At 48.1% G+C, this 26,721-nt stretch carries 25 protein-coding genes; 14 read left to right on the top strand and 11 right to left on the bottom strand.

Annotated features, from left to right (window positions below):
- Window positions 1–2: 2 nt before the first annotated feature.
- From ACN0VA_RS08870 to ACN0VA_RS08835, 8 genes are all read left to right on the top strand, one after another.
- On the top strand, window positions 3–2,159 hold the full coding sequence (locus ACN0VA_RS08870) for a RelA/SpoT family protein (RefSeq protein WP_417820794.1): 2,157 nt from the start codon (window positions 3–5) through the stop codon (window positions 2,157–2,159).
- A gap of 8 nt (window positions 2,160–2,167) precedes the next feature.
- The gene (locus ACN0VA_RS08865; RefSeq protein WP_417820793.1) at window positions 2,168–2,773 is read left to right on the top strand and encodes a DUF2062 domain-containing protein; all 606 of its coding nucleotides are present in this window, start codon (window positions 2,168–2,170) and stop codon (window positions 2,771–2,773) included.
- Complete coding sequence (locus tag ACN0VA_RS08860) at window positions 2,763–3,506, top strand: pyridoxine 5'-phosphate synthase (RefSeq protein ID WP_417820870.1); 744 nt, start codon at window positions 2,763–2,765, stop codon at window positions 3,504–3,506. The genes ACN0VA_RS08865 and ACN0VA_RS08860 overlap by 11 nt, the downstream gene beginning before the upstream one ends.
- A complete protein-coding gene (gene acpS, locus ACN0VA_RS08855; protein ID WP_417820792.1) occupies window positions 3,503–3,913 on the top strand; it encodes a holo-ACP synthase in 411 nt (136 codons plus the stop codon). Before ACN0VA_RS08860 ends, acpS begins: the two co-directional genes overlap by 4 nt.
- A 62-nt stretch (window positions 3,914–3,975) precedes the next feature.
- A complete protein-coding gene (gene lepB / locus ACN0VA_RS08850; protein WP_417820791.1) occupies window positions 3,976–4,680 on the top strand; it encodes a signal peptidase I in 705 nt (234 codons plus the stop codon).
- Between the two features lie 3 nt (window positions 4,681–4,683).
- Window positions 4,684–5,376, top strand: a complete 693-nt coding sequence (gene rnc / locus ACN0VA_RS08845) for a ribonuclease III (protein WP_417820790.1) — start codon at window positions 4,684–4,686, stop codon at window positions 5,374–5,376.
- Window positions 5,373–6,287: a GTPase Era gene (era, locus tag ACN0VA_RS08840; RefSeq protein WP_417820789.1), complete on the top strand. Its 915-nt coding sequence runs from the start codon at window positions 5,373–5,375 to the stop codon at window positions 6,285–6,287. Before rnc ends, era begins: the two co-directional genes overlap by 4 nt.
- Before the next feature lie 44 nt (window positions 6,288–6,331).
- Window positions 6,332–6,607, top strand: a complete 276-nt coding sequence (locus ACN0VA_RS08835) for a hypothetical protein (protein WP_417820788.1) — start codon at window positions 6,332–6,334, stop codon at window positions 6,605–6,607.
- Here the strand turns inward: ACN0VA_RS08835 and ACN0VA_RS08830 are convergent.
- Both ACN0VA_RS08830 and ACN0VA_RS08825 read right to left on the bottom strand, forming a co-directional pair.
- Window positions 6,604–6,960, bottom strand: a complete 357-nt coding sequence (locus ACN0VA_RS08830; RefSeq protein WP_417820787.1) for a hypothetical protein — start codon at window positions 6,958–6,960, stop codon at window positions 6,604–6,606. The genes ACN0VA_RS08835 and ACN0VA_RS08830 overlap by 4 nt on opposite strands.
- A 21-nt stretch (window positions 6,961–6,981) precedes the next feature.
- On the bottom strand, window positions 6,982–9,177 hold the full coding sequence (locus ACN0VA_RS08825) for a tetratricopeptide repeat protein (protein ID WP_417820786.1): 2,196 nt from the start codon (window positions 9,175–9,177) through the stop codon (window positions 6,982–6,984).
- 111 nt (window positions 9,178–9,288) lie between these two features.
- On the opposite strand from ACN0VA_RS08825, the gene recO reads away from it, so the two are divergent.
- The 3 genes from recO to bioB all read left to right on the top strand — a co-directional run bounded on the left by recO (window position 9,289) and on the right by bioB (window position 13,475).
- Entirely contained in the window at window positions 9,289–10,005 is a 717-nt protein-coding gene (gene recO, locus ACN0VA_RS08820; RefSeq protein ID WP_417820785.1) for a DNA repair protein RecO, read from the top strand.
- A gap of 59 nt (window positions 10,006–10,064) precedes the next feature.
- Entirely contained in the window at window positions 10,065–12,296 is a 2,232-nt protein-coding gene (gene parC / locus ACN0VA_RS08815) for a DNA topoisomerase IV subunit A (RefSeq protein WP_417820784.1), read from the top strand.
- 180 nt (window positions 12,297–12,476) lie between these two features.
- Window positions 12,477–13,475 carry a biotin synthase BioB gene (gene bioB / locus ACN0VA_RS08810; RefSeq protein ID WP_417820783.1) on the top strand — a complete coding sequence of 333 codons (999 nt, stop codon included), beginning with the start codon at window positions 12,477–12,479 and terminating at the stop codon, window positions 13,473–13,475.
- A 115-nt stretch (window positions 13,476–13,590) separates the two neighbouring features.
- Here bioB and ACN0VA_RS08805 read toward each other — a convergent pair whose 3' ends face one another.
- The 5 genes from ACN0VA_RS08805 to ACN0VA_RS08785 form a co-directional block, all read right to left on the bottom strand.
- Window positions 13,591–15,162 carry a TRAP transporter large permease gene (locus ACN0VA_RS08805; RefSeq protein WP_417820782.1) on the bottom strand — a complete coding sequence of 524 codons (1,572 nt, stop codon included), beginning with the start codon at window positions 15,160–15,162 and terminating at the stop codon, window positions 13,591–13,593.
- Between the two features lie 2 nt (window positions 15,163–15,164).
- Complete coding sequence (locus tag ACN0VA_RS08800) at window positions 15,165–15,710, bottom strand: TRAP transporter small permease subunit (protein ID WP_417820781.1); 546 nt, start codon at window positions 15,708–15,710, stop codon at window positions 15,165–15,167.
- 116 nt (window positions 15,711–15,826) lie between these two features.
- Window positions 15,827–16,921: a TRAP transporter substrate-binding protein gene (locus ACN0VA_RS08795; protein ID WP_417820780.1), complete on the bottom strand. Its 1,095-nt coding sequence runs from the start codon at window positions 16,919–16,921 to the stop codon at window positions 15,827–15,829.
- Window positions 16,922–17,089: 168 nt separating this feature from the next.
- Complete coding sequence (locus ACN0VA_RS08790) at window positions 17,090–17,812, bottom strand: arginyltransferase (protein WP_417820779.1); 723 nt, start codon at window positions 17,810–17,812, stop codon at window positions 17,090–17,092.
- Between the two features lie 18 nt (window positions 17,813–17,830).
- Window positions 17,831–18,346, bottom strand: a complete 516-nt coding sequence (locus ACN0VA_RS08785; RefSeq protein WP_417820778.1) for an RDD family protein — start codon at window positions 18,344–18,346, stop codon at window positions 17,831–17,833.
- A 145-nt stretch (window positions 18,347–18,491) separates the two neighbouring features.
- Here ACN0VA_RS08785 and ACN0VA_RS08780 point away from each other — a divergent pair, with 145 nt between their 5' ends.
- Window positions 18,492–18,965, top strand: coding sequence for a flavin reductase family protein (locus ACN0VA_RS08780; protein WP_417820777.1), 474 nt, complete (start codon window positions 18,492–18,494; stop codon window positions 18,963–18,965).
- Here ACN0VA_RS08780 and ACN0VA_RS08775 read toward each other — a convergent pair whose 3' ends face one another.
- Window positions 18,966–19,745: an enoyl-CoA hydratase-related protein gene (locus tag ACN0VA_RS08775; protein WP_417820776.1), complete on the bottom strand. Its 780-nt coding sequence runs from the start codon at window positions 19,743–19,745 to the stop codon at window positions 18,966–18,968.
- A 97-nt stretch (window positions 19,746–19,842) separates the two neighbouring features.
- Here ACN0VA_RS08775 and ACN0VA_RS08770 point away from each other — a divergent pair, with 97 nt between their 5' ends.
- Together ACN0VA_RS08770 and ACN0VA_RS08765 are read left to right on the top strand one after the other, a co-directional pair.
- Window positions 19,843–20,685, top strand: coding sequence for an alpha/beta fold hydrolase (locus ACN0VA_RS08770; protein WP_417820775.1), 843 nt, complete (start codon window positions 19,843–19,845; stop codon window positions 20,683–20,685).
- 146 nt (window positions 20,686–20,831) lie between these two features.
- Complete coding sequence (locus ACN0VA_RS08765; protein ID WP_188665986.1) at window positions 20,832–21,332, top strand: chemotaxis protein CheW; 501 nt, start codon at window positions 20,832–20,834, stop codon at window positions 21,330–21,332.
- 72 nt (window positions 21,333–21,404) lie between these two features.
- On the opposite strand, the gene hemB is transcribed toward ACN0VA_RS08765, so the two are convergent.
- The 3 genes from hemB to ACN0VA_RS08750 all read right to left on the bottom strand — a co-directional run bounded on the left by hemB (window position 21,405) and on the right by ACN0VA_RS08750 (window position 26,619).
- A complete protein-coding gene (gene hemB, locus ACN0VA_RS08760) occupies window positions 21,405–22,370 on the bottom strand; it encodes a porphobilinogen synthase (RefSeq protein ID WP_417820869.1) in 966 nt (321 codons plus the stop codon).
- A 174-nt stretch (window positions 22,371–22,544) separates the two neighbouring features.
- Entirely contained in the window at window positions 22,545–23,837 is a 1,293-nt protein-coding gene (locus ACN0VA_RS08755; RefSeq protein ID WP_417820774.1) for an O-acetylhomoserine aminocarboxypropyltransferase/cysteine synthase family protein, read from the bottom strand.
- A 244-nt stretch (window positions 23,838–24,081) separates the two neighbouring features.
- Entirely contained in the window at window positions 24,082–26,619 is a 2,538-nt protein-coding gene (locus tag ACN0VA_RS08750) for a bacteriohemerythrin (RefSeq protein ID WP_417820773.1), read from the bottom strand.
- Window positions 26,620–26,721: the final 102 nt, after the last annotated feature.

Here is a 26,721-nt window from a genome sequence, read left to right as displayed (position 1 = left end):
CCATGATCCGTCAATATGAGCTGGTTGAGCGGGTCAAGGCCTATGATCCAAGCGCGGATGAGGATGCCCTCAACCGCGCTTATGTTTTTGCCATGAAGGCACACGGTTCACAAAAACGTGCCTCTGGCGACCCTTATTTCATGCACCCGCTGGAAGTCGCCGGTATCCTGACCGATTACAGGATGGATACGGACACCATCATTACAGCGTTGCTGCACGACACCGTTGAAGACACCGAAGTCACACAAAAAGATATTGAAAATGCCTTCGGTGAACGGGTATCACGTCTGGTGTCCGGTGTGACCAAGCTGACGCAGATCGAGTTACAGTCTTCGCATACCAAACAGGCGGAAAACCTGCGCAAGCTGGTCATCGCCATGTCGGATGACATTCGCGTCCTGCTGGTCAAACTAGCCGATCGCCTGCACAACATGCGCACGATCCACTTTATTAAAAAAGAGGAAAAACGCCGTCGTATCGCTGCCGAAACAATGGAAATTTATGCCCCATTGGCGGAACGGATCGGTATGCATGAAATCAAGGACGAATTGCAGGATATGTCCTTTGCCCAGTTGAACCCGGAAGCCCGCGATTCCATTATCACACGACTGGAATTCCTGCGTGAACAAGGCGGCGGCTTGGTCGGGCGCATTCTCAAAGAGCTCCGCGACACGGTAAAAGAACAGGATATCGATGCCGATATCACCGGGCGGGAAAAAGCCCCTTATTCCATCTGGCGCAAAATGCAGCGCCAAGACGTCGGTTTTGAACAGCTTTGCGATATCATGGCCTTTCGTATCATTGTCGATAGTGTCGAAGATTGTTATCGCACGCTTGGTATTATCCACGGTAAATATTCGGTCGTTCCCGGTCGCTTTAAAGATTATCTGTCCACACCAAAACCAAACGGATACCAATCCTTGCACACCGGTGTTTTTGGACCAGACCATCATCGTATCGAAATTCAAATTCGCACCTGTGAAATGCATGAAATTGCCGAATACGGTGTCGCAGCCCATTGGCATTACAAAGCACAAGGTGGCTCAAACAGCCAAATGACCGAAGGGCGCCAGTATCGTTGGTTGCGTGAGTTATTGGATATTCTTGACAGTGCGGATGATCCCGAAGAATTTTTGGAACATACCAAATTGAGCATGTTTCAGGATCAAGTCTTCTGTTTTTCACCAAAGGGCGACTTGATCAACTTGCCACGTGGGGCCACACCCGTTGACTTTGCCTATGCTGTTCATACGGAAATAGGTAATCGTTGCGTCGGTGCAAAAATCAATCGTCGCATTGTTCCCTTACGCACAGAATTACAAAACGGTGATCAGGTCGAAATTATCACGTCCAAAGTCCCGCAACCGTCCCCAACATGGGAACGTTTTGTGGTTACCGGCAAAGCGCGCGCCTGTATTCGGCGATATATCCGCCTGCAACAACGTGACGAATATCTTGCCCTCGGCAAAATCATGCTGCAACGCGCTTTCAAGCAGGAAGATTATCAGTATTCAGAAAAAGCACTGCACGGCGTTCTTAAGAAGTTTAACGTTACAGATTCAGAAGATTTGATCGCCGAAGTTGGTAGTGGTCACACACCGGCACGCGAAGTCGTCGAGGCCGTTTTCCCAGGCATTAAGGCCAAGAAAACTACAACATCAACAAAAATTCCGGTTAAGTCTCATAAAGACAAACCGTCTGCAGACTCTGTCCCTATTCGTGGACTCATCCCCGGCATGGCAATGCATTTTGCCGGTTGCTGTCATCCCTTGCCGGGGGACCGGATCGTCGGCATCGTAACAACCGGGCGCGGTGTCACAATTCATACAATTGATTGTGATAGCCTCATGCAATTCCAAAACGAGCCGGAACGCTGGCTGGATGTATCGTGGGATATGTCACAGCACGATATTTCGGCCAAACACGTAGGACGCATGAAGCTGATGGTTATGAATGATAAAGGGGCACTGGGCGCACTTTCTATGGTTATTGCCAAAAATAACGGCAATATTCACAACCTTAAAATTATGAACCGCACTCAAGAATTTTTCGAAATGATCATTGATGTGGAAGTGGACGATGTCCGCCACCTGACCAATATCATCGCGGCCTTGCGCGCGACACCGGAAATCAATTCCGTTGAACGTTCCAGAAGTTAGGAGCGGATATGTTTCGACGTCGCAACAAACCTTCCATTCTGCAACGGATCTCTGGCTTTTTCTGGCCTTCAATCGGATGGAAACGATCCTCGAAATATGTCGGACACCGTGTTGCTCGCTTGCCCGGAACGCCTTATAGCATCGCAGCCGGTTTTGCCTGTGGAGCCGCCATTTCCTTTACCCCTTTTGTTGGCCTTCATCTGGCAGGTGGGGCGCTGTTTGCATGGTTGATGCGTGGTAATCTGCTGGCCTCGTGGATCGGTACATTGGTCGGGAACCCTTGGACTTTCCCCTTCATCTGGGTTGGCATTTATCGCTTGGGCTTATGGATGGGGGCAGGGGATGTTCATGCCGCAAATGATCTGGATTTTATCAGCTTCTTCGAACATCTGATGACCGCGGTTAAAAGTCTCAACCTCGCCTATATCGGTGAAATTGCATGGCCTGTGCTTTGGCCTATGTTTATAGGCGGGCTTCCCAGTTTTGTTGTTGTCTGGATTTTATTTTTCTTTCCGATTAAAATCATGGTTCAACGTTATCATGCCCGTCGTGTAAAGAAACACGCGATTGCACAAAAATCTACGTTCAAAGGACATTCCCATGATGACCAATAAATTGCGTCTGGGCGTCAATATCGACCATGTTGCAACCATTCGAAATGCCCGCGGCGGTTCGTTTCCCGATCCGGTACGTGCGGCCCAATTGGCGGCAAGCGCAGGGGCCGATGGTATCACAGCCCATTTGCGCGAAGATCGCCGTCATATTTCAGATAATGACATAACCCGGCTGACGAACGAGATTAATCTACCGCTTAATTTTGAAATGGCGGCGACCGAAGAGATGGTTTCCATTGCGTTGCGCCACCGTCCGCACGCAGCCTGCATCGTGCCGGAAAAACGTGAAGAACGCACCACCGAAGGCGGGTTGGACGCAAAAGGGCAATTCGATCATCTAAAACCGATTGTCGCAAAACTGTCTGATGCCGGTATGCGGGTCTCCCTTTTTATCGAGGCTGACCCGGCACAATTGGAAGCGGCAAAAGAACTCGGCGCACCGGTGATTGAACTTCATACGGGGGCGTATTGTGATGAAACAGGGGCGGCCCGTGATCGTGAATTAACCCGCATCATCAAGGCCGCAGCCTATGCCGATGAATTAGGGTTGGAATGTCACGCCGGTCATGGCTTGACATTCAACACCGTTAAACCCATTGCCGAAATCTCCAGTATTGTTGAACTCAACATCGGACATTTCCTGATTGGTGAGGCTATCTTCTGTGGCTTAGCCGAAGCAATGGAAAAAATGCGCAGCCTGATGAACGAAGCACGTCTGGGCGTTCAAAAATGATCATCGGTATTGGGACGGATCTCATTGATATCCGGCGCATCGAAAAAACTCTGGAAAAATTTGGGGATCGTTTTATTGAACGGGTCTATGCCCCGGAAGAAATTCAAAAAGTACAAAAGCGTGCCCATGTCGCAAATGGTTTTGCCATGCGCTATGCTGCAAAAGAAGCTGCCTCCAAGGCTCTGGGCACAGGCTTTCGAGAGGGTGTTTTTTGGCGCGACCTTATCAATGATAACTTGCCTTCCGGTAAGCCAACCCTGACTTTGCGCGGTGGGGCAAAAGAACGTTTGGATAAATTAATCCCCGCAGGCATGACAGCGCAAATCGACATTTCCTTAACGGATGAATACCCTATGGCCCATGCTATCGTCATTATTTCTGCCCTTGCAAAGGCAGATGATGCTTGACAAGTTACCCATAAGGTTGGATTCATCTTCCCTCAAATTTAACGAGACATAAAAGCTTATTCATGGATACGATTAAAACAGTCTTTTGGGCAATTGTTCTTGCCTTGGGCATCCGCACCATCGCCTACGAACCTTTCAACATCCCATCCGGCTCAATGAAACCGACACTTTTGATCGGGGACTACCTGTTCGTATCCAAATTTTCTTATGGATATAGCACCTATTCCTTACCTCTTGGTGTCAACCTGTTTGATGGACGCATTTTTGAAAGTCAGCCGGAACGTGGCGATGTCGCCGTTTTCAAATTGCCGACCAATACGTCCAAAGACTATATCAAACGCATCGTTGGTTTGCCGGGTGATAAAATCCAAGTGACCAACGGTATTCTCCATATCAACGGTGAAGCCGTCAAACGCGAAAAAATCGGGGAATTCGTTTCCCGCGATCAATACGGCAGCGTTCAACGTACAACCAAATATATGGAAACCCTTCCCAATGGGGTGAAACACCTGATTGCAGAAGCCAGCGATAACTGGCGTTGGAACGATAACACACCGGTCTATACCGTTCCGCCGCAACATTATTTTGCAATGGGGGATAACCGCGACCATTCACAAGATAGCCGCTGGATTGCCGAAGTCGGCTTTATCCCGGCAAAAAATCTGGTTGGTCGTGCGGAGTTTCTCTTTTATTCTAAAGACACATTGGAACCGATCTGGGATTTGTCTGCTATTCGCTTTTCCCGCCTCTTTACAGGTATTGAATAACATATGCTTGACCCGGCACAGCTTGAAGACACGATAGGCTACGCCTTTAACGACAGGGCCACTTTAAAACTGGCCCTTGTTCATTCCAGCACACATCGTCGTAAAAAAGACGGACAAAGCGTCGATAACGAACGTCTCGAATTTTTAGGAGACCGCGTTGTCGGCCTCGTCGTCGCCGATATGCTCTTTAATCGCTTCCCCAAAGACAGGGAAGGGGACTTGGCACGCCGTCACACCGCCTTGGTGCGCCGCGAAGCCTTAGCCCGCGTTGCAGAGACTATTTTGCTGGGTGAATATATTGATATGCTTCCGGCCGAAGCAGCAAGCGGCGGGCGTGAAAACCCAGCCATACTTGCCAATACATGCGAGGCCGTCATCGGTGCCATTTTCACAGACGGTGGATTTGATGCGGCAGAAACCTTTATATCGCGTTTTTGGGCTGAACTGGTCGAAGAAGACCTAACACCACCGCAAGACAATAAAACCGCCTTGCAAGAATGGGCCCAAGGCCGTGGTTTGCCATTGCCTGCCTATAAAATCGTCGAGCAAACCGGTCCCGCACATGCCCCTGTTTTTGAAATTGAAGTCAGGGTCTTAAACCATACACCACAACGCGCACAAGGCACCTCAAAACGCAAAGCTGAACAGGCTGCTGCCGGTGCCCTTTTAGATGTACTTTTGGATCAAAACAAATGACAGAGCAAAACGATTTTGCCAATCAACGTGCCGGTTTCGTCGCCTTTGTAGGCGCCCCGAATGCAGGTAAATCCACCGCGATCAACCATATGGTCGGCACAAAAGTTTCCATCGTCTCCCCGAAGGTGCAAACCACGCGTACCCGCGTATTGGGCATTATGATGCGCGGTGACAGCCAGATCATTTTTGTGGACACACCTGGGATTTTTGCTCCGAAACGACGTTTGGACCGCGCAATGGTTGCCGCCGCGTGGGGCGGGGCAGCCGATGCCGACCACATCGTTTTATTGATTGATGCCAAACGCGGGATCAGCCACGAAACACAAAGCATCATTGATACGTTGAAAGAACAGAAACGCAAAGCCATCCTGATTATCAATAAGATTGATCTGGTTGACAAAGCAGCCTTACTGGAATTGACGCAAAAATTGAATGATGAAGGCATCTTCACAGATACCTTTATGGTTTCCGCCATCAAAGGGGACGGTTTGGATCATTTTGTTGATTTTATCGCAGAGAAGCTTCCCAAAAGTCCGTGGCTTTTCCCGGAAGATCAAGTTTCTGATATGCCGGAACGTCTTTTGGCGGCTGAGATCACCCGAGAACAGCTATATCTTAAACTGCGCCAAGAACTTCCCTATTCAACAACTGTTGAAACAGAAACATGGGAAGAAAAGAAAGACGGCAGCGTCAAAATCGAACAAATCATCTATGTTGCCCGCGATGGTCAGAAGAAAATCATTCTGGGGAAAGGTGGTCAACAGATCAAAGCGATTGGCGCAAACGCCCGAAAACAGCTTGAAGAAATTCTGGATTGTCGTGTTCACCTATTCTTGTTTGTCAAAGTCCGTGACAAATGGGGGGACGACCCGGAACGTTTCAATTACTGGGGGCTGGATTACAACGCGTAAACCATATTAATCTTATGATTTTCTTTCCCATTTCTGCTGTTCTGATGTCTGCTGTTTGGCTGTTAAGCCTGACCTTATGGCTTATCCCCGAACAAACGAGATGGGACTACGGGTTGTTTTCGATCTACACCAGTACTTTTTTTGAACTGCCTATATTAGCTGTTCTTATCGGCACCCTTGGTATTTTCCTACATAAAAAATGCACCGATAGCCGCCTGTTCAAAATAACTATGGCGTTGAGCTGGGGATATGTCTTTTTCCCCATTCTCACCTCCGCCTTATTGATTCTCGCTGCCTTTACAGGCTTGACCGGCTATTAACGACTGCTGCGCAATTCTTCATTAAAGGCTAAAATCTTCTCAGCCAGCGTATCGACAAATACGTCTACACCAGTGAACTTAATCATTTCGTTCACTGCTTTGATCTTCTTATCTTTAAGAATTTTGCCTGATCTTTCATCGATCTTGACATCAAAATCCATTTCTAATTCTTCTGAATAAAGCCCCAACCACGTACAATTGGGTTCCAGATCGTGTTCAACACTGACAAAAAGGCAACCGTTCTCTTCGTCAGTCACTTGGATGCGGTGCTCCTCGTTACAAAGAAGCGGGTCCGGCCCCAGTTTTTTGCGCAATTTTTTGATGACCATATCGACAGGTGTCTGACGTCCCACAGCCTTATTCCTTATGTTGTCTTATTGTTGAGTAGTAAAACGATCCAGTTCCAGCCCTAAACGGGCAAAAACATCCGCCCAATCCCCATGCGCCGATTGACGGTACAGTTTCACAGACGGATACCACAGACTTGTGACAGCTTCGCCCGCAACAGGCAAGCCCCAACGCCAATCAACCGCATAAGGCAAAACCATCCAGACAGGTTTACCCATTGCACCAGCCAGATGCCCAACGGCCGTGTCACAGGTGATAACCAGATCCAGTGCTTCGATCAGGGCTGCGGTATCGGCAAAATCCAATAAATCCAAACCGTAATTGCGCACGACCTTAGAAAGCTGCGGGTCTGTCAGAACATCTGCGCCATCCCCCACCTGCAGGCTGAAAAAATCGATATTGCGCATATAAAAAAGACGTGAAAACGGCCAAATTCCGGGGGAGCGGCGGAGGTCCTTGCGATATTGACGATCACCTTGCCACACAAGGCCAACCTTTGTGCCCTCTGCCTCTTTCTCCAAGCGATCCTGCCATTGCGCAACATCACGCTCCGCAGCTTTCAGATAAGGTGTAAAGGCCGGTAAATCATCGGGGGAACCAATGCCAAGTAAACCGGGCAGGCTATTTAAGGATGCCCGTAGATCATGGCGCGGCAAGGGGGTATCTTGTGGTACAACACCATCCAGACAATCCAATGGCGCAAACAAGCGGGCCAAATCTTTGGGACAGACGAGATAAACTTCCCCGACATGTTTTTTAACCAAAGGAACAAAGCGGGCAAATTGAATCGCCTCACTGAAGCCACCTTCGGTGTACAAGACTATTCTTTTGTTTTTAGCCGGTTGTCCATCCCATAAAGGCGCATCATCGCCCCCCTTGGGTAAGACACAATGATAATGGGGTAGTTGAATGCGACTTTCATAGGCTGTCCAACCCTCGGCCCAATCCCCGTTTTGCAACAAAATCTGGGCTTTACGGAAATCAACTTCCGCATCTTTCGGGGCTAAGTCCTGTGCCTTTAAAATGTACTTCAAGGCACGCTTGGCATTTAAGTCATCCTGATAGGCTAACGCCAACTCCAGACAAGGGCGAACCTCGGTCGGGGCCAGTTTGGCGGCCTTCCCCAAATAATCAATCGCATCCAGAATGTCGTTATCTTCACGCATAACAACGCCAAGCGCACATAGGCCTTCCCAATCACCCGCATCAATCTGGACGGCTTTTTGGCAGGCTTGGCGCGCTTCCTGTATCTGTGCGAGATTAAGCAGGGCCAAGCCGCGCCGTGCATGTGCTTTGGCCAGCATAGGACGGTTTTCAAGGGCGCGTTCATAACTTAAAATCGCACCGTCATATTCTTCTTTGCTAGACAGGCAGTCCCCCATCATAAGATAGGCTTCTGCATGATTTCCATCCAACTTGGTTTCGCGACGCAAAACAACAAGGGCACCATTCCAATCCTTCAAGTGCATCAGTTTTGCAGCCGATTTCATATGAATATCATTTCGCCCTTTGCTATGTTCTGAAGCCAACAGGAAATGTTTGCGCGCACGTTGCGTATCCCCGACAGCCAAGACCAACAAGGCATAAAGCAAATGCGCTTCGGCATAATTTGCTTTAATTTCAAGGGCTTTCTTTACATATTCACGGGCTTGATCCCGGTTGCCAAGACGGGCTTCAATGGCCCCGCACCGATAAAAGGCTTCAAACAAATCTGGCCATTTTTCTAAAATATAGCGATATTGCTGAACAGCCCCCTGAATGTCGCCATTGCGTTCCAACAGTTGCGCCCGCCCGATATGAAATCGCACATCATCTGGGGCAAGGTCAGCGGCGCGCTCATACGCCGCATTTGCCCGTTCAGAACGCCCCAATAAGGTGAGGATTTCGCCAAGTTTACCAAAATAAGCCGCGTTATGTGGATCGGCCTCAATCGCACGTTCGATCATGGCAACCGCATCCATTTTCAACCCTCGTTCAAACGCGGCAACGCCCAACAGGTAATTTGCATCCGCATGATCAGGGTACTTGCGCAGAATATCACTGTAGATCTGAACCGCTTTTTCCATTTTCCCTTTCTTATGGGCGCGAATGGCAGCGGCTAAAGACAAGGAAACAGCAATGGGAATAGGAGCGGGCGTTGCTTTATCCTCATTGGAATCAACGCCGTTTGTGGCATGATCATTTTCTTGCGCTTGATCGGTCAAGCCGGAAAATGCAGACACGTTCTTCACCCCGTTTACTGAATTTCATCACTTTAAGCTTCCATCATATGAAATCATAGGCCATGTTCCCATAGTGTTTTTTAACTTTTTTTCTTTTTTGGTCTTACGACAATGATCTGGTCCGACCTCGGCATCGTTCTCTCCACACGAAAACATGGCGAAAACAGTATTATTCTATCTGTTTTAACACGCCAACATGGCCGCCATAACGGACTGGTACGTGGCGGGGCGGGAAAACGGTTATCGGCAATCGCTCAACCCGGCAACCTGCTGCATTTGGAATGGAAAGGGCGATTGGATGAACATCTGGGGCAATTCACCCTTGAACTGGAAGAATCCTACAGCGCCAAAGCCCTGCATTCGCGTGAAAAACTAACATACCTGAATGTTGTCTGCGCCATGTGTGAAACCTGCCTTGCAGATCGTCAACCCGTTGAGGGCTTGTTCGGCGCTACATTGATCTTGCTGGATATGCTGGATCAGCCCCGTTTATGGCCGGAAATCTACCAACGCTGGGAATTAGGTCTTTTAAATGAGCTTGGTTTTGGATTGGACTTAACTTCATGTGCAGCCACAGGGCAAACAGGCGATTTAATTTACATTTCCCCCAAAACCGGACGGGCCGTCAGCCGCGATGCCGGGGAACCTTATAAAAACAAGCTTTTCCCTTTACCTCATCATCTACTTGTAGATGAGATAAAACCAACGAAAAAAGACCTTCTCAGCGCTTTTACCATTACAGGACACTTTTTGGACCGCTGCGTTCTTGCCCCCATGAACAAGAAGATTCCCTCGGCACGTACGCGATTTATTGACCGAATGAAATAGATGGTTAAACTAGGGCCAAATCTATTTGATCAAATTTTTTCCTTAATTTTCGAGGACCAATGACCGATACAAACCCAGCAGGCGACATTCGCGAAACGCGATTAGCCGACGCCTTAGGCGAGCGTTATCTCGCTTATGCCATGTCCACAATTATGTCGCGCTCTCTGCCCGACGTGCGCGACGGCCTCAAGCCCGTTCACCGGCGCTTGTTATTTGCCATGCGCCAACTCAAACTGGACCCACAGAAAGGCTTTAAAAAATGTGCCCGTGTGGTCGGGGACGTCATCGGTAAATATCACCCGCATGGTGACAGTGCGGTTTATGATGCGATGGTTCGCCTCGCACAGGACTTTGCCGTGCGTTACCCCTTGGTCGATGGTCAAGGAAACTTCGGTAACATCGACGGTGATAATGCCGCCGCCATGCGTTATACCGAAGCCCGCCTGACCGAAGTTGCAATGGCCTTGCTGAGCGGAATTGACGAAGATTCTGTTGATTTTCGCGATACCTATGACGGGGAAGAAGAAGAACCCTGTGTCCTGCCCGCAGCTTTTCCAAACTTGCTGGCAAACGGATCCAGCGGTATCGCAGTCGGCATGGCCACAAACATTCCCCCGCACAACGCAGGTGAACTTTGTGACGGCCTATTACATTTGATCAAATTCCCCAATGCCAGTATCGAAAAATTGGTCGACCTTATCCCCGGACCTGATTTCCCGACCGGTGGCGTATTGGTCGAAGAACGTGCCAGCATCATCGAAACCTACACAAAGGGGAAAGGCTCGTTCCGTATTCGAGCAAAATGGGAAAAAGAAGAACTTTCCCACGGCATGTATCAAATCGTCATTACCGATATTCCCTATCAGGTCCAAAAATCCAAACTGATTGAAAAAGTAGCCGAGCTTCTGATTGCGAAAAAACTGCCTTTGCTGGCCGACATTCGCGACGAGTCCACCGAAGAAGTGCGCGTTGTACTGGAACCGCGTAACCGGACCGTTGAAGCCGAAATTTTGATGGAACAGTTATTCAAACTAACGGATTTTGAGGTTCGTTTCGGATTGAATATGAACGTTCTTGACGCAGACCAGACCCCGCGCGTCATGGATTTGCGCGAAGTCTTGCAGGCTTTTCTGGATCACCGCCGTGTCGTCTTGCAACGTCGTTCCAATTATCGTTTACAAAAGATCGAACACAGGTTGGAAATTTTGGAAGGCTACTTGATTGCTTTCCTCAATCTGGATGAAGTCATTCGTATTATCCGCGAAGAAGACCATCCCAAAGAAGACCTTATGTCGACCTTCAAGCTGACAGATGTGCAAGCCGAAGCCATTTTAAACATGCGCCTGCGTTCCCTTCGTAAGCTTGAAGAAATGGAAATCAAGACCGAACACGACCAACTCAGTGCAGAACGTGACGGTTTACAAACCTTGCTCGCTGACGAAACATTACAATGGGCACGTATTTCCGATGAAATTCGTGAAACCAAGAAAAAATTCGGTCAAAAAACCGAACTGGGGAAACGCCGCACTAACTTTGGGGATGCCCCCAGTGCAGATATCGTCAATTTCGAAGCCTTCATTGAACGCGAACCTGTCACCATTGTCTGTTCGCAAAAAGGCTGGATCCGTGCCTTTAAAGGGCACAACAACGACGAAGCCGCCATGAAATATAAAGATGGCGACAAAGAACGCTTTATTCTGAAAGGCTACACAACGGATAAGCTTTTGGTCTTTGCAACAAATGGTCGTTTTTTCACCATCGGCTGCGACAAGCTGCCGCCGGGACGCGGGCAGGGGGAACCCATCCGCCTGATGGTTGATATGGGCAATGAAAACGAGATCGTCGATATGTTCATTCATCAACCGGAACGCCAAGTCTTGCTGGCCTCAAGTGCTGGGCGCGGTTTTGCCATTCAGGAAAAAGATGTCGCTGCCCAAACCAAAAACGGGAAGCAAATTCTCAACCTGCAAGACGGTGAGAAAGCCAAAATATGCTTGCCCCTTACCGGTAATGCTATTGCCGTGGTTGGGGATAACCGCAAAATCCTGATCTTTAAAACTGAGGAATTGCCAAATATGGCCCGTGGGCGTGGTGTCATCTTACAAAAATACCGTGATGGCGGTATGTCCGATGTCACAACCTTTAACCTCGAAGATGGCCTCAGTTGGCAAATGGGCGGGGATAGTGAACGCACCCGCACCGTAACGGACCTGTTGCCCTGGATTGGTAAACGAGCCGGGGCAGGGCGCTTGGCCCCCACCGGCTTCCCCCGCAACAACAAATTCACCTAAGGTTTTGATCATCAATAAAAAATGGCGTCTCTGGTAAAACAGAGACGCCAAAGCCTGATATACCCACAAAAAATAAATCGGCATTCCAATACCGATTTATCTTGAAAACTATTTTCGGCTGGTATATCTAGGTATTCAAATAACGTGGTGCGCCACTCAGGTATTATGGAAAAAAAGAACATGACCCCCACTATTTCTGCTACGCCGCGCAATGACTGGACCTTGGAAGAAGTCGAAGCGCTTTTTGCCCTTCCTTTCAACGATCTTCTCTTTCATGCGCAGAGTGTTCATCGCCAAAATTTCGATCCGAACCGTGTACAGCTTAGTACGCTGTTAAACATCAAAACAGGCGGTTGTGCAGAAGATTGCAATTACTGTTCTCAATCAGCCCACCACGAAGCGGAACTAAAAGCGGAAAAGATGATCCCGTCTGCCGATGTCATCGAAGCTGCCAAAGCTGCCAAAGAAGGCGGGGCAACCCGTTTTTGTATGGGCGCGGCCTGGAGCTCCCCCAAAGATCGCGACATGCCGGAAATTCTGAATATGGTCAAATCTGTTAAAGATCTGGGCATGGACACCTGTATGACATTGGGCATGTTGTCTGATCAACAAACCGAACAGTTAAAAGAAGCCGGTCTGGATTATTATAACCACAACATCGACACGTCCCGTGAGTATTACGACAAGGTTGTCAGCACACGTACATTTGATGACCGTCTCGCCACATTGGACCGCTGCCGTGACAATGGCATTAAACTGTGCACTGGCGGTATCATTGGCATGGGCGAAACGCGCACAGATCGTGCATCCATGATGGTAACCTTGGCAAACCTGCCCAAGCATCCGGAAAGTGTGCCGATTAACATGCTGATCCCGATCGAAGGCACACCGTTTGAAGCCAAAGCTAAAATCGACGATTTTGATTTTGTCAGAACCATCGCGGTTGCCCGTATCGTTATGCCCGCATCCTACGTTCGTCTATCCGCAGGACGGGAAGAAATGAGCGAAGAATTACAAGCCTTGTGCTTCTTTGCCGGTGCGAACTCCATGTTCTATGGTGACAAGTTGCTCACCGCTGGAAACCAAAGCGTCTCCAGTGACCGCAACATGTTTGAGCGCCTCGGCATTCAGCCCGAAGAACACCGCGAAGGTAAACCCATGTTGGAAGCAGCCAGTTAAGCTGACACCACAAAAACGCGAAAAAGGCTGTCGAAACATCGGCAGCCTTTTTTATTGTAAGAAAAAAAAGGGCCCCTGAAATTCTTCAGGAGCCCTTTTTTAAATCCGGTTAATCCTATCCGAAGATCACCGTCGGCAACCAGGTTGCCAACCCCGGGAACAAGGCCAGCAAGCCAAGTCCGATCATTTGAATAAGAATGAACGGGACAACGCCTTTGTAAATTTGCATCGTTGAGACCTCTTTCGGGGCAACACCACGCAAATAGAACAGCGCAAAACCGAAAGGCGGTGTCAGGAACGATGTTTGCAAGTTCATCGCCATCATCACACCCAACCAAACCGGGTTCAAATCCATCATCAACAGAACCGGGGCCACAATCGGAACAACCACGAATGTGATCTCGATAAAGTCGAGGAAGAAGCCCAGAACAAACATAACGGCCATCACAACCAACATGGCACCGACAACACCACCCGGCAGATCGTGCAACATCTCGTGAACCATATCGTCGCCACCAAGGCCACGGAAGACCAAGGAAAAGACAGACGCCCCGATCAAAATGACAAACACCATCGAGGTGATGTCCATCGTTGAACGACAAACCGTTTGCAGGATTTCTGCATCCCAGACCCGTTTCAACGCCATGATAAGGCCGTATACTAGAACCAGACAGCAAACAACGGACAGTCCAATCCCGAACATATTGGCGAGATTAATCTCGTTCATGCCAACGCGTAAGTCCATTGTATTGGTCAAAATGAGCATCACAACCAAGGACAACCCCGCCGCATAGAAAGGAACACCGTGGTTTTCATCAATACGCAACCCAGCCAAAAGCAAAGCGCCGATTGAACCAACTGCTGCGGCTTCGGTCGGTGTCGCAACCCCTGCCAAGATAGATCCCAACACAGCCACAATCAAAATGATTGGCGGGATCAGGGCATGAGCGATACGTTTGCCCAAACCTTCAACATTCAGTTCTTCTTCCGGGATCGCCGGTGATGTTTCCGGCTTTAACCACGCGACAATCAATTGATAGGTAATATACATACCAACCAAGCCGAGGCCCGGGATCAAGGCACCCGCAAACAAATCACCAACAGAAACAGGTTCCGGTGAAAAATTCCCCATAGCCCGTTGCGCATCGGAATAGGCGTTTGAAATCTGATCGCCCAACAAGACCAAAACAATAGAAGGCGGAATGATTTGCCCCAAAGTCCCAGCGGCACAAATGGAACCACAAGCCAGTGACGGGTTATATCCGCGCTTTAACATGGTCGGCAAAGACAACAAACCCATTGTCACAACAGTTGCCCCCACGATCCCCGTCGATGCAGCCAACAAAGCCCCAACGATAGAGACAGAGACACCCAGACCACCCCGCATGGTTCCAAACAACATCCCCATGCTGTCCAGCAATTCTTCAGCAACCTTGGAACGTTCTAGCATAACCCCCATGAAAATAAATAAGGGGACGGCCACCAAAACCTCGTTGGTCATCGCGTTGCCAAAGATACGCGAGGGCAGAGCCCCAAATAAGGACCACGTGAAAACATCCGTGGCAACCCCCATAGCGGCGAAGAAAATACTTGTACCCGCCAACGTAAACGCGACAGGGAAACCCAACATCAAAAAGCCGCATGTCACGACGAACATGGCAAGGCATAAAATTTCAGCGATTTCCATAATCAGGGCACCTCGTGTAATTCATGGTCTTCTTCCGGTACCACGACGCCCTTTAAGATCAGGAACGAGCGCAACGCCAGCCCAATTCCTTGTAGGGCAAGCAGAAAACAGAATACCAAAATAACGGATTTTAAGATAAACAAAGCCTGAATACCGCTTGTCTCAACAGAACCTTCCATAATCGACCAGGATTGGTAGACATATTTCCATGAGGAATCTGCGATCAAAACACAAACGGGTAAAAGCAGGAAGACAACGCCGAAAATATCAATCACGGCCTTTTTATGAATGCTGGCTTCACGGTAAAAGACATCGACCCTGACGTGTCCATTGTGCAACAGGGTATAACCGGCACCGATCATAAAAAGGAAGGAATGCATATAGACGACTGATTCCTGCATCATAATGGAACCAAAGCCGAAAACGTAACGCAACACTACGACAGAAAACTGGGTGATTACCATAATCACGGCCAACCAAGCGACAGTCTTACCGATCGTCTGATTCAATCCATCGATGAAACGCATTAAAGCCACAAGAAAACCCAAGGCTTTTCTCCTTTTAAAAAGAGAGTGTGTATCATCATAAAAATTTATGATTTTTCTTGATTATTGGATGGAAAATGGTGGATCGAAATAAATCCGACCCACCATTTTGTTCATCATTAGTCGTATTTGAACGGCAAGCGACGTGCATCCCAGTACGCGTTCTCAGACATATCAGACCAACGCATTGCTTTCTTACGGAAGTCTGCAAAGTGTTTGAAGACCTTGCCTGTCATGTCGTCACTGGCAGCCACTTCGCGCATAACTTCACCAGACGCTTCACCAATTTTGGTCATAACGTCATCAGAGAATTTACGCAATTGTACACCATGCTTGTTCAACAGAACATCAAGGCTGTCACCGTTACGGGCGTTGAATTCAGCCATCATGTAGTTGTTTTCCGCCATTGTAGCATTGCGAACGATTTCTTGATGCGCCGGAGATAAAGATTTCCAGACATCCAGGTTTACGCCGCAAGACAATGTAGAACCCGGCTCGTGGAAACCCGGGTAGTAGTAGAATTTGGTTGTTTTATAGAAACCAAATGCCAAATCATTCCACGGACCAACCCATTCCGTTGCGTCAATCGCACCGGACTGAAGGGACGGGAAGATTTCGCCGCCCGGCAGTGTGATCGCTGCTGCGCCCAATTTACGCAGAACTTCGCCACCCAGACCCGGCATACGGATTTTCAGACCTTTCAGGTCTTCTACTGTATTGATTTCTTTATTGAACCAACCGCCCATCTGAACGCCTGTGTTACCACAAGCAAACGGTTTTACGTTAAAGCCGGCTGCCAGTTCGTCCCACAGTTCCTGACCGCCTGCATGATGGATCCATGCATCCATTTCACCCGCTGTCAAACCAAACGGCACAGCAGTGAAGAAGTTGAATGCTTTGTGTTTACCTTGCCAATAGTATTCTGCACCGTGGTACATATCGGCTGTACCACTGGAAACAGCATCAAACGCTTCAAGAGCCGGTACCAATTCACCGGCTGCAAACAATTTAACGGTCAACTGACCGTCTGTCATGTCCGTGATACGTTTCGCAGCACGTGCAGCACCTGTACCTAGGCCGGGAAAATTTTTCGGCCAAGTTGTAACCATTTTCAGTGTACGTTTACCGCTGGCGATTGCAGGCGAAGAAACTGCAGCCGCTGCACCAACCGCGACGCCGGAAGCAGCTCCGGCGAGAAAATCACGACGCTTCATGTGAAAACCTCCCTAATCACATTACAAATAAGAGCTCGGGATTAATCCCGAACATCGGTATAATCAAACCAATGAGAAATAATGTTACGGGAGATGCAAATGCGATGCAATGAAAAGCAGCTACCAAGTACTACTTAGTCCGTTGCATTAATTAATTTTTTCTAGGTATTAGTCGGTATCCAGCGGTACCCAAAGTCCGTCAACACAGCCTTCCAGAGGTGTGTAACGTTGCTTGTACGACATTTTGCGGCACTCTTTAATCAAGTAACCGAGATAAACATAGGGCAAGGCATTTTCCCGAACATGTTGAATGCACCAAAGCACTATATAGTTTCCGACTCCACTATAGGCATTGTCGCTGGAAAAAAAGCTATAAACAGCAGATATACCGTCATCCAAATGATCCAACAATAACGCGGCAACCAACTTCCCTTGGTCGCGAAACTCGACAATAGATGTTTCCACTGGTGTTTCTTCGACCATCGAACGATAGTCAAAAAAGTCCATAGACGCCATATCCCCATCGGTATGACGCCCATGTTGATATTTTTCAAACAATTGAAATTGTTCCTGCGTCGCAATAGGCTCGCAAAATTGTGCCTGCAAGTGTGAAAAACGTTTTGCACTGCGCCGCTGATTTTTAGAAAAGACAAATTGCGTCGCATCAACACGTACCGGAATGCAGGCAGAACAATTGGGACACACGGGCGAATAGGCCATAAAATGACTGCGTCGAAAACCGCCCTTGGACAAGGCATTATGTAGGGCGTTCGCGTCCTTACCGCTCAACTCCGTCACAATACGTCGTTCCACCTGCCCATCCAGATACGGACAGGCGAGGGGAGAGGTCGTATAGAAAAAGACTTTGGGTTTTACCCGGTCCTGACGCATGACACTCCGCCTTACTGTTTAATTACGTTCCACGCTATTCAACACCAACGTTCCTGCTAACATATCATGTAAGCAGCGTCTTTTGGTATTGAAAAGACTGACAATTAGAATCAAAAACGACGTTGGCGGTGCCGTAAAGAAAAAAACCGCCGTTTGGATAAAAGCCTGCAATATTTCCGGTTGCCCGCCATCCAGACGATAGACACGAATGCCGACAAAACGCATGCCGTATGTCGCACTTTGGGGCGAGGCAATTAAAAACGTATGATAAAGGATCGGGATCAGTGCCAAAACCGCCATTAAAGGGCCAAACAACAAGCCAAACGACATAATCCCGGCGATACTCGCAACAACGGCCCCAACCAACCCCAGGCTTGCACATATAATGAAATCAATCACATATGCGATAATCCGTTTGACTGAAATACCCTCATAATATTCAGGACTTTCAATCGGATCTGGGCCTTCCGCTTTTCGGTTGGCACTCGTCTCTTGCCACCGCGCAGACGGTGTTACGGATCGAATTTCAGTCATTCTTTTTCCTTCGTTTTCGACATTTCGTTCATATATATATACAATTAGGTCGAAGGTAATAAATAAACAAGTTATTGACGGAAGTTCCTTCAATCTCTATTGAATGCTTCCAAGTGACACTTACACGATAAAGAAGTATAAAGAAATGAATATCGATCCACGAGAGTTTAGAGACGCGTTAGGAAATTTTGCAACCGGAATTACGGTTGTGACAACCTTGTGCCCCGACGGGAAACCGATCGGCGTGACAATCAATTCCTTTGCCTCTGTTTCTCTGGAACCGCCGTTGGTGCTCTTTTCCCTGAAAACCGACAGCCCCTTAAGCGATTTTTTCCTAACACAAGATCATTTCAATATCTGCATTCTGTCTGAATCACAGGAAAAGGTCTCCAACCTGTTTGCTGGTCGTGAAGAAAATAAATTCGATCAAGTCGAATGGGTTCGCGGTGAAAACGGTTGTCCCAACCTAAAAGGGGCGCTCGCCATTTTAGAATGCAAACGGGCCGAAGCCCATATCGGGGGCGACCACACCATTTTCGTTGGTGAAGTCACCCGCATTGAAATGGAAGAAAACGGCGGACCTTTATTATATTATAAAGGTGGCTATAAAACGTTTTAATCAACGTGCCTTGAAGACAGGTTTTGTTTTGTCCATAAAGGCCTTGAAACCATTCTGATAATCCTCAGAATCACATGTTGAAAAAGCTTCGTCCAGTTCTTCGTGGCTCAACGGTTGCGGCTGCTTCAATCGACGGACCATCTTTTTATGTAAACGGGCCGCCAACGGCGCACCTTTGGAAATTCGCTCTGCACACAGGCGGGCTTCTTCTTCGACTTCCCAATCTTCAACAATCCGGTTAATCAACCCGACACGCAGAGCATGGGCGGCATCGATAACCCGGCCTTCCAGCAATAATTCCAGCATCACAGCCGGGCTGACAAGGCGTAAGATCGCATCCAGTTCAGGATAGGCCAACGTATGCCCCAGACGGTTAATCGGTACGCCAAAACGCGCGCTTTCACCTGCAATGCGCATATCACAGGCACAAGCGATTTCCAAACCACCCCCCGTGCAAGCCCCCTTGATCATGGCAATGGTCGGATGCTGACATTCTTCAATCGCCTGAACGGTACGTGTGACAACCTCGCCATATGCCTTCGCCTGCGCTGCGCTGGACCTTTGTTCAGGAAATTCCGATATATCGGCACCAGCAGCAAAAGCTTCATCACCCGCGCCACGTAATATTAAGCAGCGCAACGTATCATCTGCGGATAATTCTTCGATCACATCGCCTAACTGTTGCCATGCCGGCTTGGTCAAGGCATTGCGTTTATCGGGATTATTTAAGGTAATCGTTACCGTTTCACCATCACGTTGGACTAAAATCGGGTCAGTCATTGTCTTTATTTTCTCCGCACGTTCCAAAATTGTTTGACGAACAAACTATCAAGTTTGCAAGATAAGGCAAATTGTTTGCACATAAGGATGAACTCTCATGCAACAAAACAGCTTTCTCAGCCTTGGCCCACACGGGTTTCACCGTATCGCCTATACACAATGGGGATTTGCCGAAGCCGGTAGAACGGTCTTTTGCGCCCACGGTTTAACACGCAACAGCCGCGACTTTGATTTTCTGGCACAAAGCCTGTGCGAGAATCATCAAGTTATCTGCCCCGATATGGCAGGGCGCGGTCAAAGCGATTGGTTGTTAAACCCGAATGATTACGGTTTTCCAACTTATCTCAGCGACGTGGCTGCCTTAATGGCAAAAGTCGGCGAAGAACAAATCGACTGGATCGGCACCTCAATGGGCGGGCTGATCGGCATGATGCTCGCCGCCCAAGTCAACAGCCCCATCCAACGCCTGATTGTAAATGATGTCGGACCTTTTATCACAAAAGAATCGATTTCTTTCCTTGGTAGCTATCTGGGACTTGATATGAGTTTTCCCTCTCTGGAAAGTATCGAAAAACATTTGCGCCAAGTCCACGAACCTTTTGGGAATCTTAGCGATTCCATGTGGCATCATTTGGCACAACATAGCTCCAGAAAAAACGAAGACGCTCAGCTTGTCTTGCATTACGACCCGGCAATTTCCGTTCCTTTCAAAACTTCAGAACCTGCCGATGTCGACCTTTGGCCTGTTTGGGAGGCTATTCAATGTCCGGTTTTAATTCTTCGAGGGGAAAATTCCGACCTGCTTTCAAAAGAGACTGCAGAAGAGATGTTGAGACGAGGCCCCGATGCTGAACTCGTTGAAATCCCTCAGGTTGGGCATGCTCCGGCATTGATGGAAGAGAGTCAAATCGACCTTGTCAAACGGTGGTTGGCAGGTTAATTTTCAAAATAACTCGAAAAAATCAATTATTTGGCTTAACTCCAAGGTAGACTTTCGTGTAAATTGATCGTTAAATCGCTTTGTAGTAATGGTTTGGATAAAAATCCATCCCAACGCCGTAATGATATAGTGGCCGGAGACAAAATATGAATCAGCTTGTGACGACAAACGATGCGCAATCCACAGACCTTATCAAAGGCGATGGTTTGGAAGATTACGTAACATTTAAAATTGCTGATCAATTGTTCGGCATTCCTGTTTTGAAAGTTCAGGACATTTTAATGCCCGACCATATCGCCTTCATCCCATTGGCCCCGAAAGAGGTTGCAGGGTCGATCAACCTGCGTGGTCGTATCGTCACTGTGATTGATGTGCGCGTCCGTCTTGGCCTGCCCAAACGCGCCGACAAAGGACAAAGCATGGGGGTGACCGTTGAACACGTCAACGAGCTTTACAGCTTGTTGGTTGACAATGTGGGTGAAGTCCTCAGCCTTGATGAAAAGAATTATGAACGCAATCCATCTACGCTGGACCCGATCTGGCGCGAATTTGCTTCAGGCGTCTATCGCCTTGATGGGCAATTGATGGTTGTTCTTGATGTGGATCGTATGTTGGACATTCAAACGTCAGAACACAAAGCATCCTGATCTAATCAACAAAGATTCAAAAAACGCCGTATCCTTAAAAGATACGGCGTTTTTTATTGCACATAAGAATACTTATTTTGCCAAAAGCTTTGCCGCTTCAACCGCGCAGTAGGTAAATATAACATCTGCACCGGCACGTTTAAAGCACATCAGGCTTTCCAAAACAGCACGGTCATTATCCAGCCAGCCATTTTGAACCGCCGCTTTCATCATCGAATATTCACCACTGACATGATAAACAGAGACAGGCACACCAAAAGCTTCCTTAATACGGTGTACGATATCCAGATAAGGCATCCCCGGCTTGACCATCACCATATCGGACCCTTCGGCAATATCCAGCGCGGTTTCCCGAATGGCTTCGTCCGTATTGGCAGGGTCCATCTGATAGGTTTTTTTATCCCCTTTACCCAGCGCACCGGATGACCCGACGGCATCACGGAAAGGCCCATAAAAGGCTGAAGCATACTTGGCTGCATAGGACATCATCATAACATTTTGGAAACCCGCCGCATCAAGTGCATCACGGATCGCCCCCATACGTCCATCCATCATATCGGACGGGGCGACAACATCACAGCCCGCCATTGCCTGATTGATCGCCTGTTGACACAGGATTTCAACGGTTTCATCGTTTAACACGCAACCGTCTTTAACCAGACCGTCATGGCCATCACTATTATATGGGTCCAGCGCGATATCTGTATAAATGCCGAGATCGGGATATTTCGCTTTAATGGCGCGCACCGCACGACAGACGAGGTTATTTGGATTAACCGCTTCCTTACCATCGGGTGTTTTCAAACTCTCATCCGTGTAAGGAAAGAGTTCCACGGCGGGAATACCCAGCTCGTAGGCCTCACCAACCGCATCAACCAACAGGTCGATCGACAAACGTTCCACACCGGGCATGGAGGCCACTGTTTCACGACGGTTTTCACCATCCAGAACGAATACAGGCCAAACCAGATCATCGACACTCAGTGTGTTTTCACGCACGAGGCGGCGCGACCAATCGAACTGACGATTGCGGCGCATACGGGTGCGCGGCAAAGATTCAGAAGTGAGAAATTGCGGACGTGACAAAACGGTTTCCCCCTAAAACAAAGTCTACTCAATCCGATCCTTTTACAGATTGTGCAGATAACATAAACGCCGGACGCTATATAGCCCGGCGTTTATGCTTAAATTATGGCAAAGTGTAACTCTTTGTTACGCTTTATCCAAAGCCTGTGCGATATCGGCAATAATATCGTCAGCATGTTCAATACCAATAGACAAACGCACATACCCCGGTGTGACACCAGCGCTTATTTGTTCATCCGCAGTCATCTGGCTATGCGTTGTTGAGGCGGGATGAATGGCGAGGGAACGTGCATCCCCAATATTGGCAACATGGTATAACAGTTCCAATGAATCGATAAAGTTACGCCCCGCATCCAGACCGTCTTTCAATTCAAAGCCAATCAGGGAACTATACCCACCTTTCAGGTATGTATCAGCACGGCGTTTCGCTTCACCTTCCTGAACGGATGGGTGGTTGACGCTTGCGACCTTCGGATGCTTTTTCAGGAAGTCCACGACCTTCAACGCATTTTCACAATGTTGGCGCATGCGCAACGGCATGGTTTCCAAACCTTGAATGGTTTGCCATGCGTTGAACGGACTGGCAGCAGAACCCAGATCACGCAACAACGTTACACGGGCACGGATGATATAGGCAATCGGCCCCAACGGCTTAACAGCCTCGGTCCAAATCGCACCATGATAGGATGCATCAGGTTGGTTGAGGGTAGGGAAGCGATCACCTTGAGCTTCCCAATCAAAATTACCGCCATCGATAATCGCCCCGCCAACAGATGTTCCATGTCCGGCAATATATTTGGTGGTGGAATACATCACAATAGCCGCACCATGATCCAGCGGACGGCAAATCATCGGGGCAGCCGTATTATCAACGATCAACGGCACACCCAATTCACGACCAATATCAGCCACTTCTTTAATCGGGAATACATTCAGTTTCGGGTTCGGCAGGGTTTCTGCAAAATAACAACGTGTTTTTTCATCCGTTGCCTTACGGAAAGCTTCCGGATCACTCGGGTCCACAAAACGGGCTTCAATGCCCATTTGCTTGAACGTGTTGGCAAACAGGTTCCATGTCCCCCCATAAAGATCGGTAGAGGTCACAAAGTTGTCACCTGCCTGACATAGGTTAAAGATTGAGAAAGTGGCAGCAGATTGCCCGGATGCCACGCACAGCGCAGCAACACCACCTTCAAGCGCGGCAAGGCGTTGTTCCAGCACGTCCGTTGTCGGGTTCATAATCCGTGTGTAGATGTTGCCAAACTCTTTCAAAGCGAACAGGTTGGCAGCATGTTCTGCGCTATCAAACTGATAAGAGGTTGTCTGATGAATCGGAACGGCAACGGATTTAGCAGTCGGATCATTACGATAGCCTGCATGCAGCGCCAGTGTTTCCGGGTGAAGTTTCTTATCAGTCATTGGTGTTATTCCCCTTTGAATTGGTAAAATATTGGGCAACAACAGACCATTTCACATATCAAGCGTCAAGACCGGAATGCAAAACAACCAACAAGACGCAACTTTATAAATTTTAGACTTATTGAATATACAAGACAGTTCAAAGAAATAAAGCTTTCCTTCCAACGGACCAAAAGGCAAAACACGATGAAAGGAAAGCCTTAATTATATTCTTATCGGCTTGAAGAAAGCTGATTCGCACGCCTCAACTATGATCTTGGACGTAGTGAACCAGCTCCTTATCAGCATTCAGGAAATGGTCTTTCAGCCAGCCGGATAGATATTCAAGAAAATCAACACTAATATCCTTACCAGCCTCGTGGTTTGCTTGAATATCCAAAAACTTATTCAAGAAATCACGGTGCGATTTTTTATGCTGATCCGCTTTCGGAAACGCGTATTTGTCCATCATAGCTTCTTCATGTTCCATATGATCACGAGACAGGGCGGCAAAACGTTCCATTGTGTCTTCAACCACACGTGCACCGTCCCCAGTCATCATTTTGGAATAATAGTCGTTCAACAAATCGACAAAGGCGATGTGTTCACTGTCGATTTCTTCATCTCCCGTGCGTAAACTTTCATCCCATTGGATTAATTTACGCTCGTCTTTTTCACTACGAACTTCGCTGAGAAACTTGTTCACTTCTTCACGTAAGAACTCGGCCTGTTGCGAAAGATCGGATGAGGATTCTGAAATTTGTGTGGCCGCCATACCTGTTTCACTAGCAGCCTGTTGTACAGACTGGATATTGCAGGATACTTCTTGAGTGCCCCGTGATGCCTGATCAACATTTTCCGCAATTTCAGAGGTGGCGCGATTTTGTTCTTCAACAGAGGTTTCAATCGCACTGGCAATTTCATCGATCTCAGTAATGGTCGTGCTAATTTGCTCAATCGCTTCCGCAGCTTTATGGGTGACGTTCTGAATTTCCCCAATTTGTTTGGCAATTTCTTCCGTTGCTTGTCCGGTTTGATTGGCAAGTGTTTTCACTTCTTGCGCAACCACCGCAAATCCCTTGCCCGCATCACCGGCACGCGCGGCTTCAATTGTTGCGTTCAACGCCAGCATATTGGTTTGCTCGGCAATATCGGAGATCAATTTAACAACTGCCCCGATTTTGCCGACTTCCTCAACCATATCCTCAACGGTTTTCTTGGTTTGCTCGGCTTGAGAGGCCGCGAAATCAGCCACTTCAGAAGATCGGTGAACGTGTCTGGAAATTTCACCTTCGGATGCTGCCAGCTCTTCCGCAGCGGCAGCGACTGTTTCCACATTGGCAGCGGCTTCTTCAGACGCGCTGGCAACGGCTGTCGCTTGTGCGCTTGTTTCACTTGCCGTCGCTGACATTTGACTGGCTGAGGCTTGTAATTGCGTTGCAGCTGCCGTAACGGTTTCAACGATGGAACCGACACTGTCTTCAAAACTATTTGCCATCTGGATCATGGCAGCGCGTCGTTGGGCTTCTGCTTGTTTTTTCTGTTCTTCCTGTTCCTGTTCCAGCTCGCGCACACGGATCATTTGTTCTTTAAAATGATTAACCGATGTCGCCATTTCACCGATTTCATCGGTTTTATCGGTAAAGGGAACATCTATTTTCAGGTTATCGTTTGCCAGTTCATGCATCACCGATGTCATAGCCCCCACCGGGCGGGTAATCGTGCGGGCAATCAAGATACCAACCACACCGATGACAACGATTAATCCTAAAACCATCAACATCAGGATGTTGCGTAATTCATCAACAGGTTCATCCACTTCTGCCATTGTGATTTCAGCCAAGGCCGCCCAGCGCACCCCCTGAAAATCAATCGGGCCATAGGCCGACAAAGCCTGTCGCCCATCATCATAAGTGACCAGCGTTAAACCTGTTTTTCCCGCCAACGCGTTATTTACAGCCTCAGTATCAACCTTTTTCTTCAAAATCGTTGCATCTTTGGAAAAACGAGAGTCACTGCGCATCATCTTGTCTTTCCCGACCAGATAGGCTTCACCCGTCTTTCCCATCCCGGCAGAGGCTTGCATAATCTCGTTAATACGTGAAATCGGCAAGCGCAGGACCATAACCCCCATAAAGTTATTGCGTTTATCAAACATCGGGCTGGCTAAAAAGCTGGCCGGGGCATTATCAGCGGCTTCATATACACGAATGTCTGAAAAATAAATCGTACCGCGTTCTTTGTCTTTTACGGCATTGAAGGCTGTCGCAAGGTCTGTATCCTTCCACAGGCCTTTGACAATATTGGTTGCAAACTCTTTGCCTTTTTTGACGCTATAAACAACACTGCCTTCTTCATTTAATAAGAGGACATCTTCATAACCCCGTGATTTCTGAAATTCACGGAACCAGGGATGATAATGTTCATGGGCGCGACTATAACTGGATCCGTCACCGGCATCATCCAGCATGCTTTTGTCATCTTGTGGATTTTCCGTTACATAAAACTTTGCCAATTCCTTTGCGGCAACTTCAGGGGTGTCAAAACCATAAAAACCGCGTTGCAGGTTATTGAGCGCCTTGATGGTCATATCACTTGCTGTCGTGATGTACACATCATCTTCCACAGATTTCAGAAATGCTTCCAGTTCATCGAAACGCCCGTGTTGAACAGCTTCTAGTTTTTCAAATGCTGCTGTTTCCAGTGCCTGCTCTGAACGCACAAACGAAATAACCCCAGCAATGCAGACCGCAATAACCGACAAGCCCACAATAATACCAGGCAGTTTAGCCGATAGCCGCATACCTCAACCCCCATGTAACATTTTTTATCACTCGTAACTCTATAGTTGCCCCAATTCCATAAACATGACGTGTGTCAATTCCTGCAAAAAACTTAGGGACTT

The sequence above is a fragment of the Terasakiella sp. genome (genome assembly GCF_048267425.1).
In the GTDB taxonomy this organism is placed as follows: domain Bacteria; phylum Pseudomonadota; class Alphaproteobacteria; order Rhodospirillales; family Terasakiellaceae; genus Terasakiella.
The sequence above is the reverse complement of the archived record's forward strand: the minus strand, read 5'-3'. Positions and strand labels throughout refer to the sequence as shown.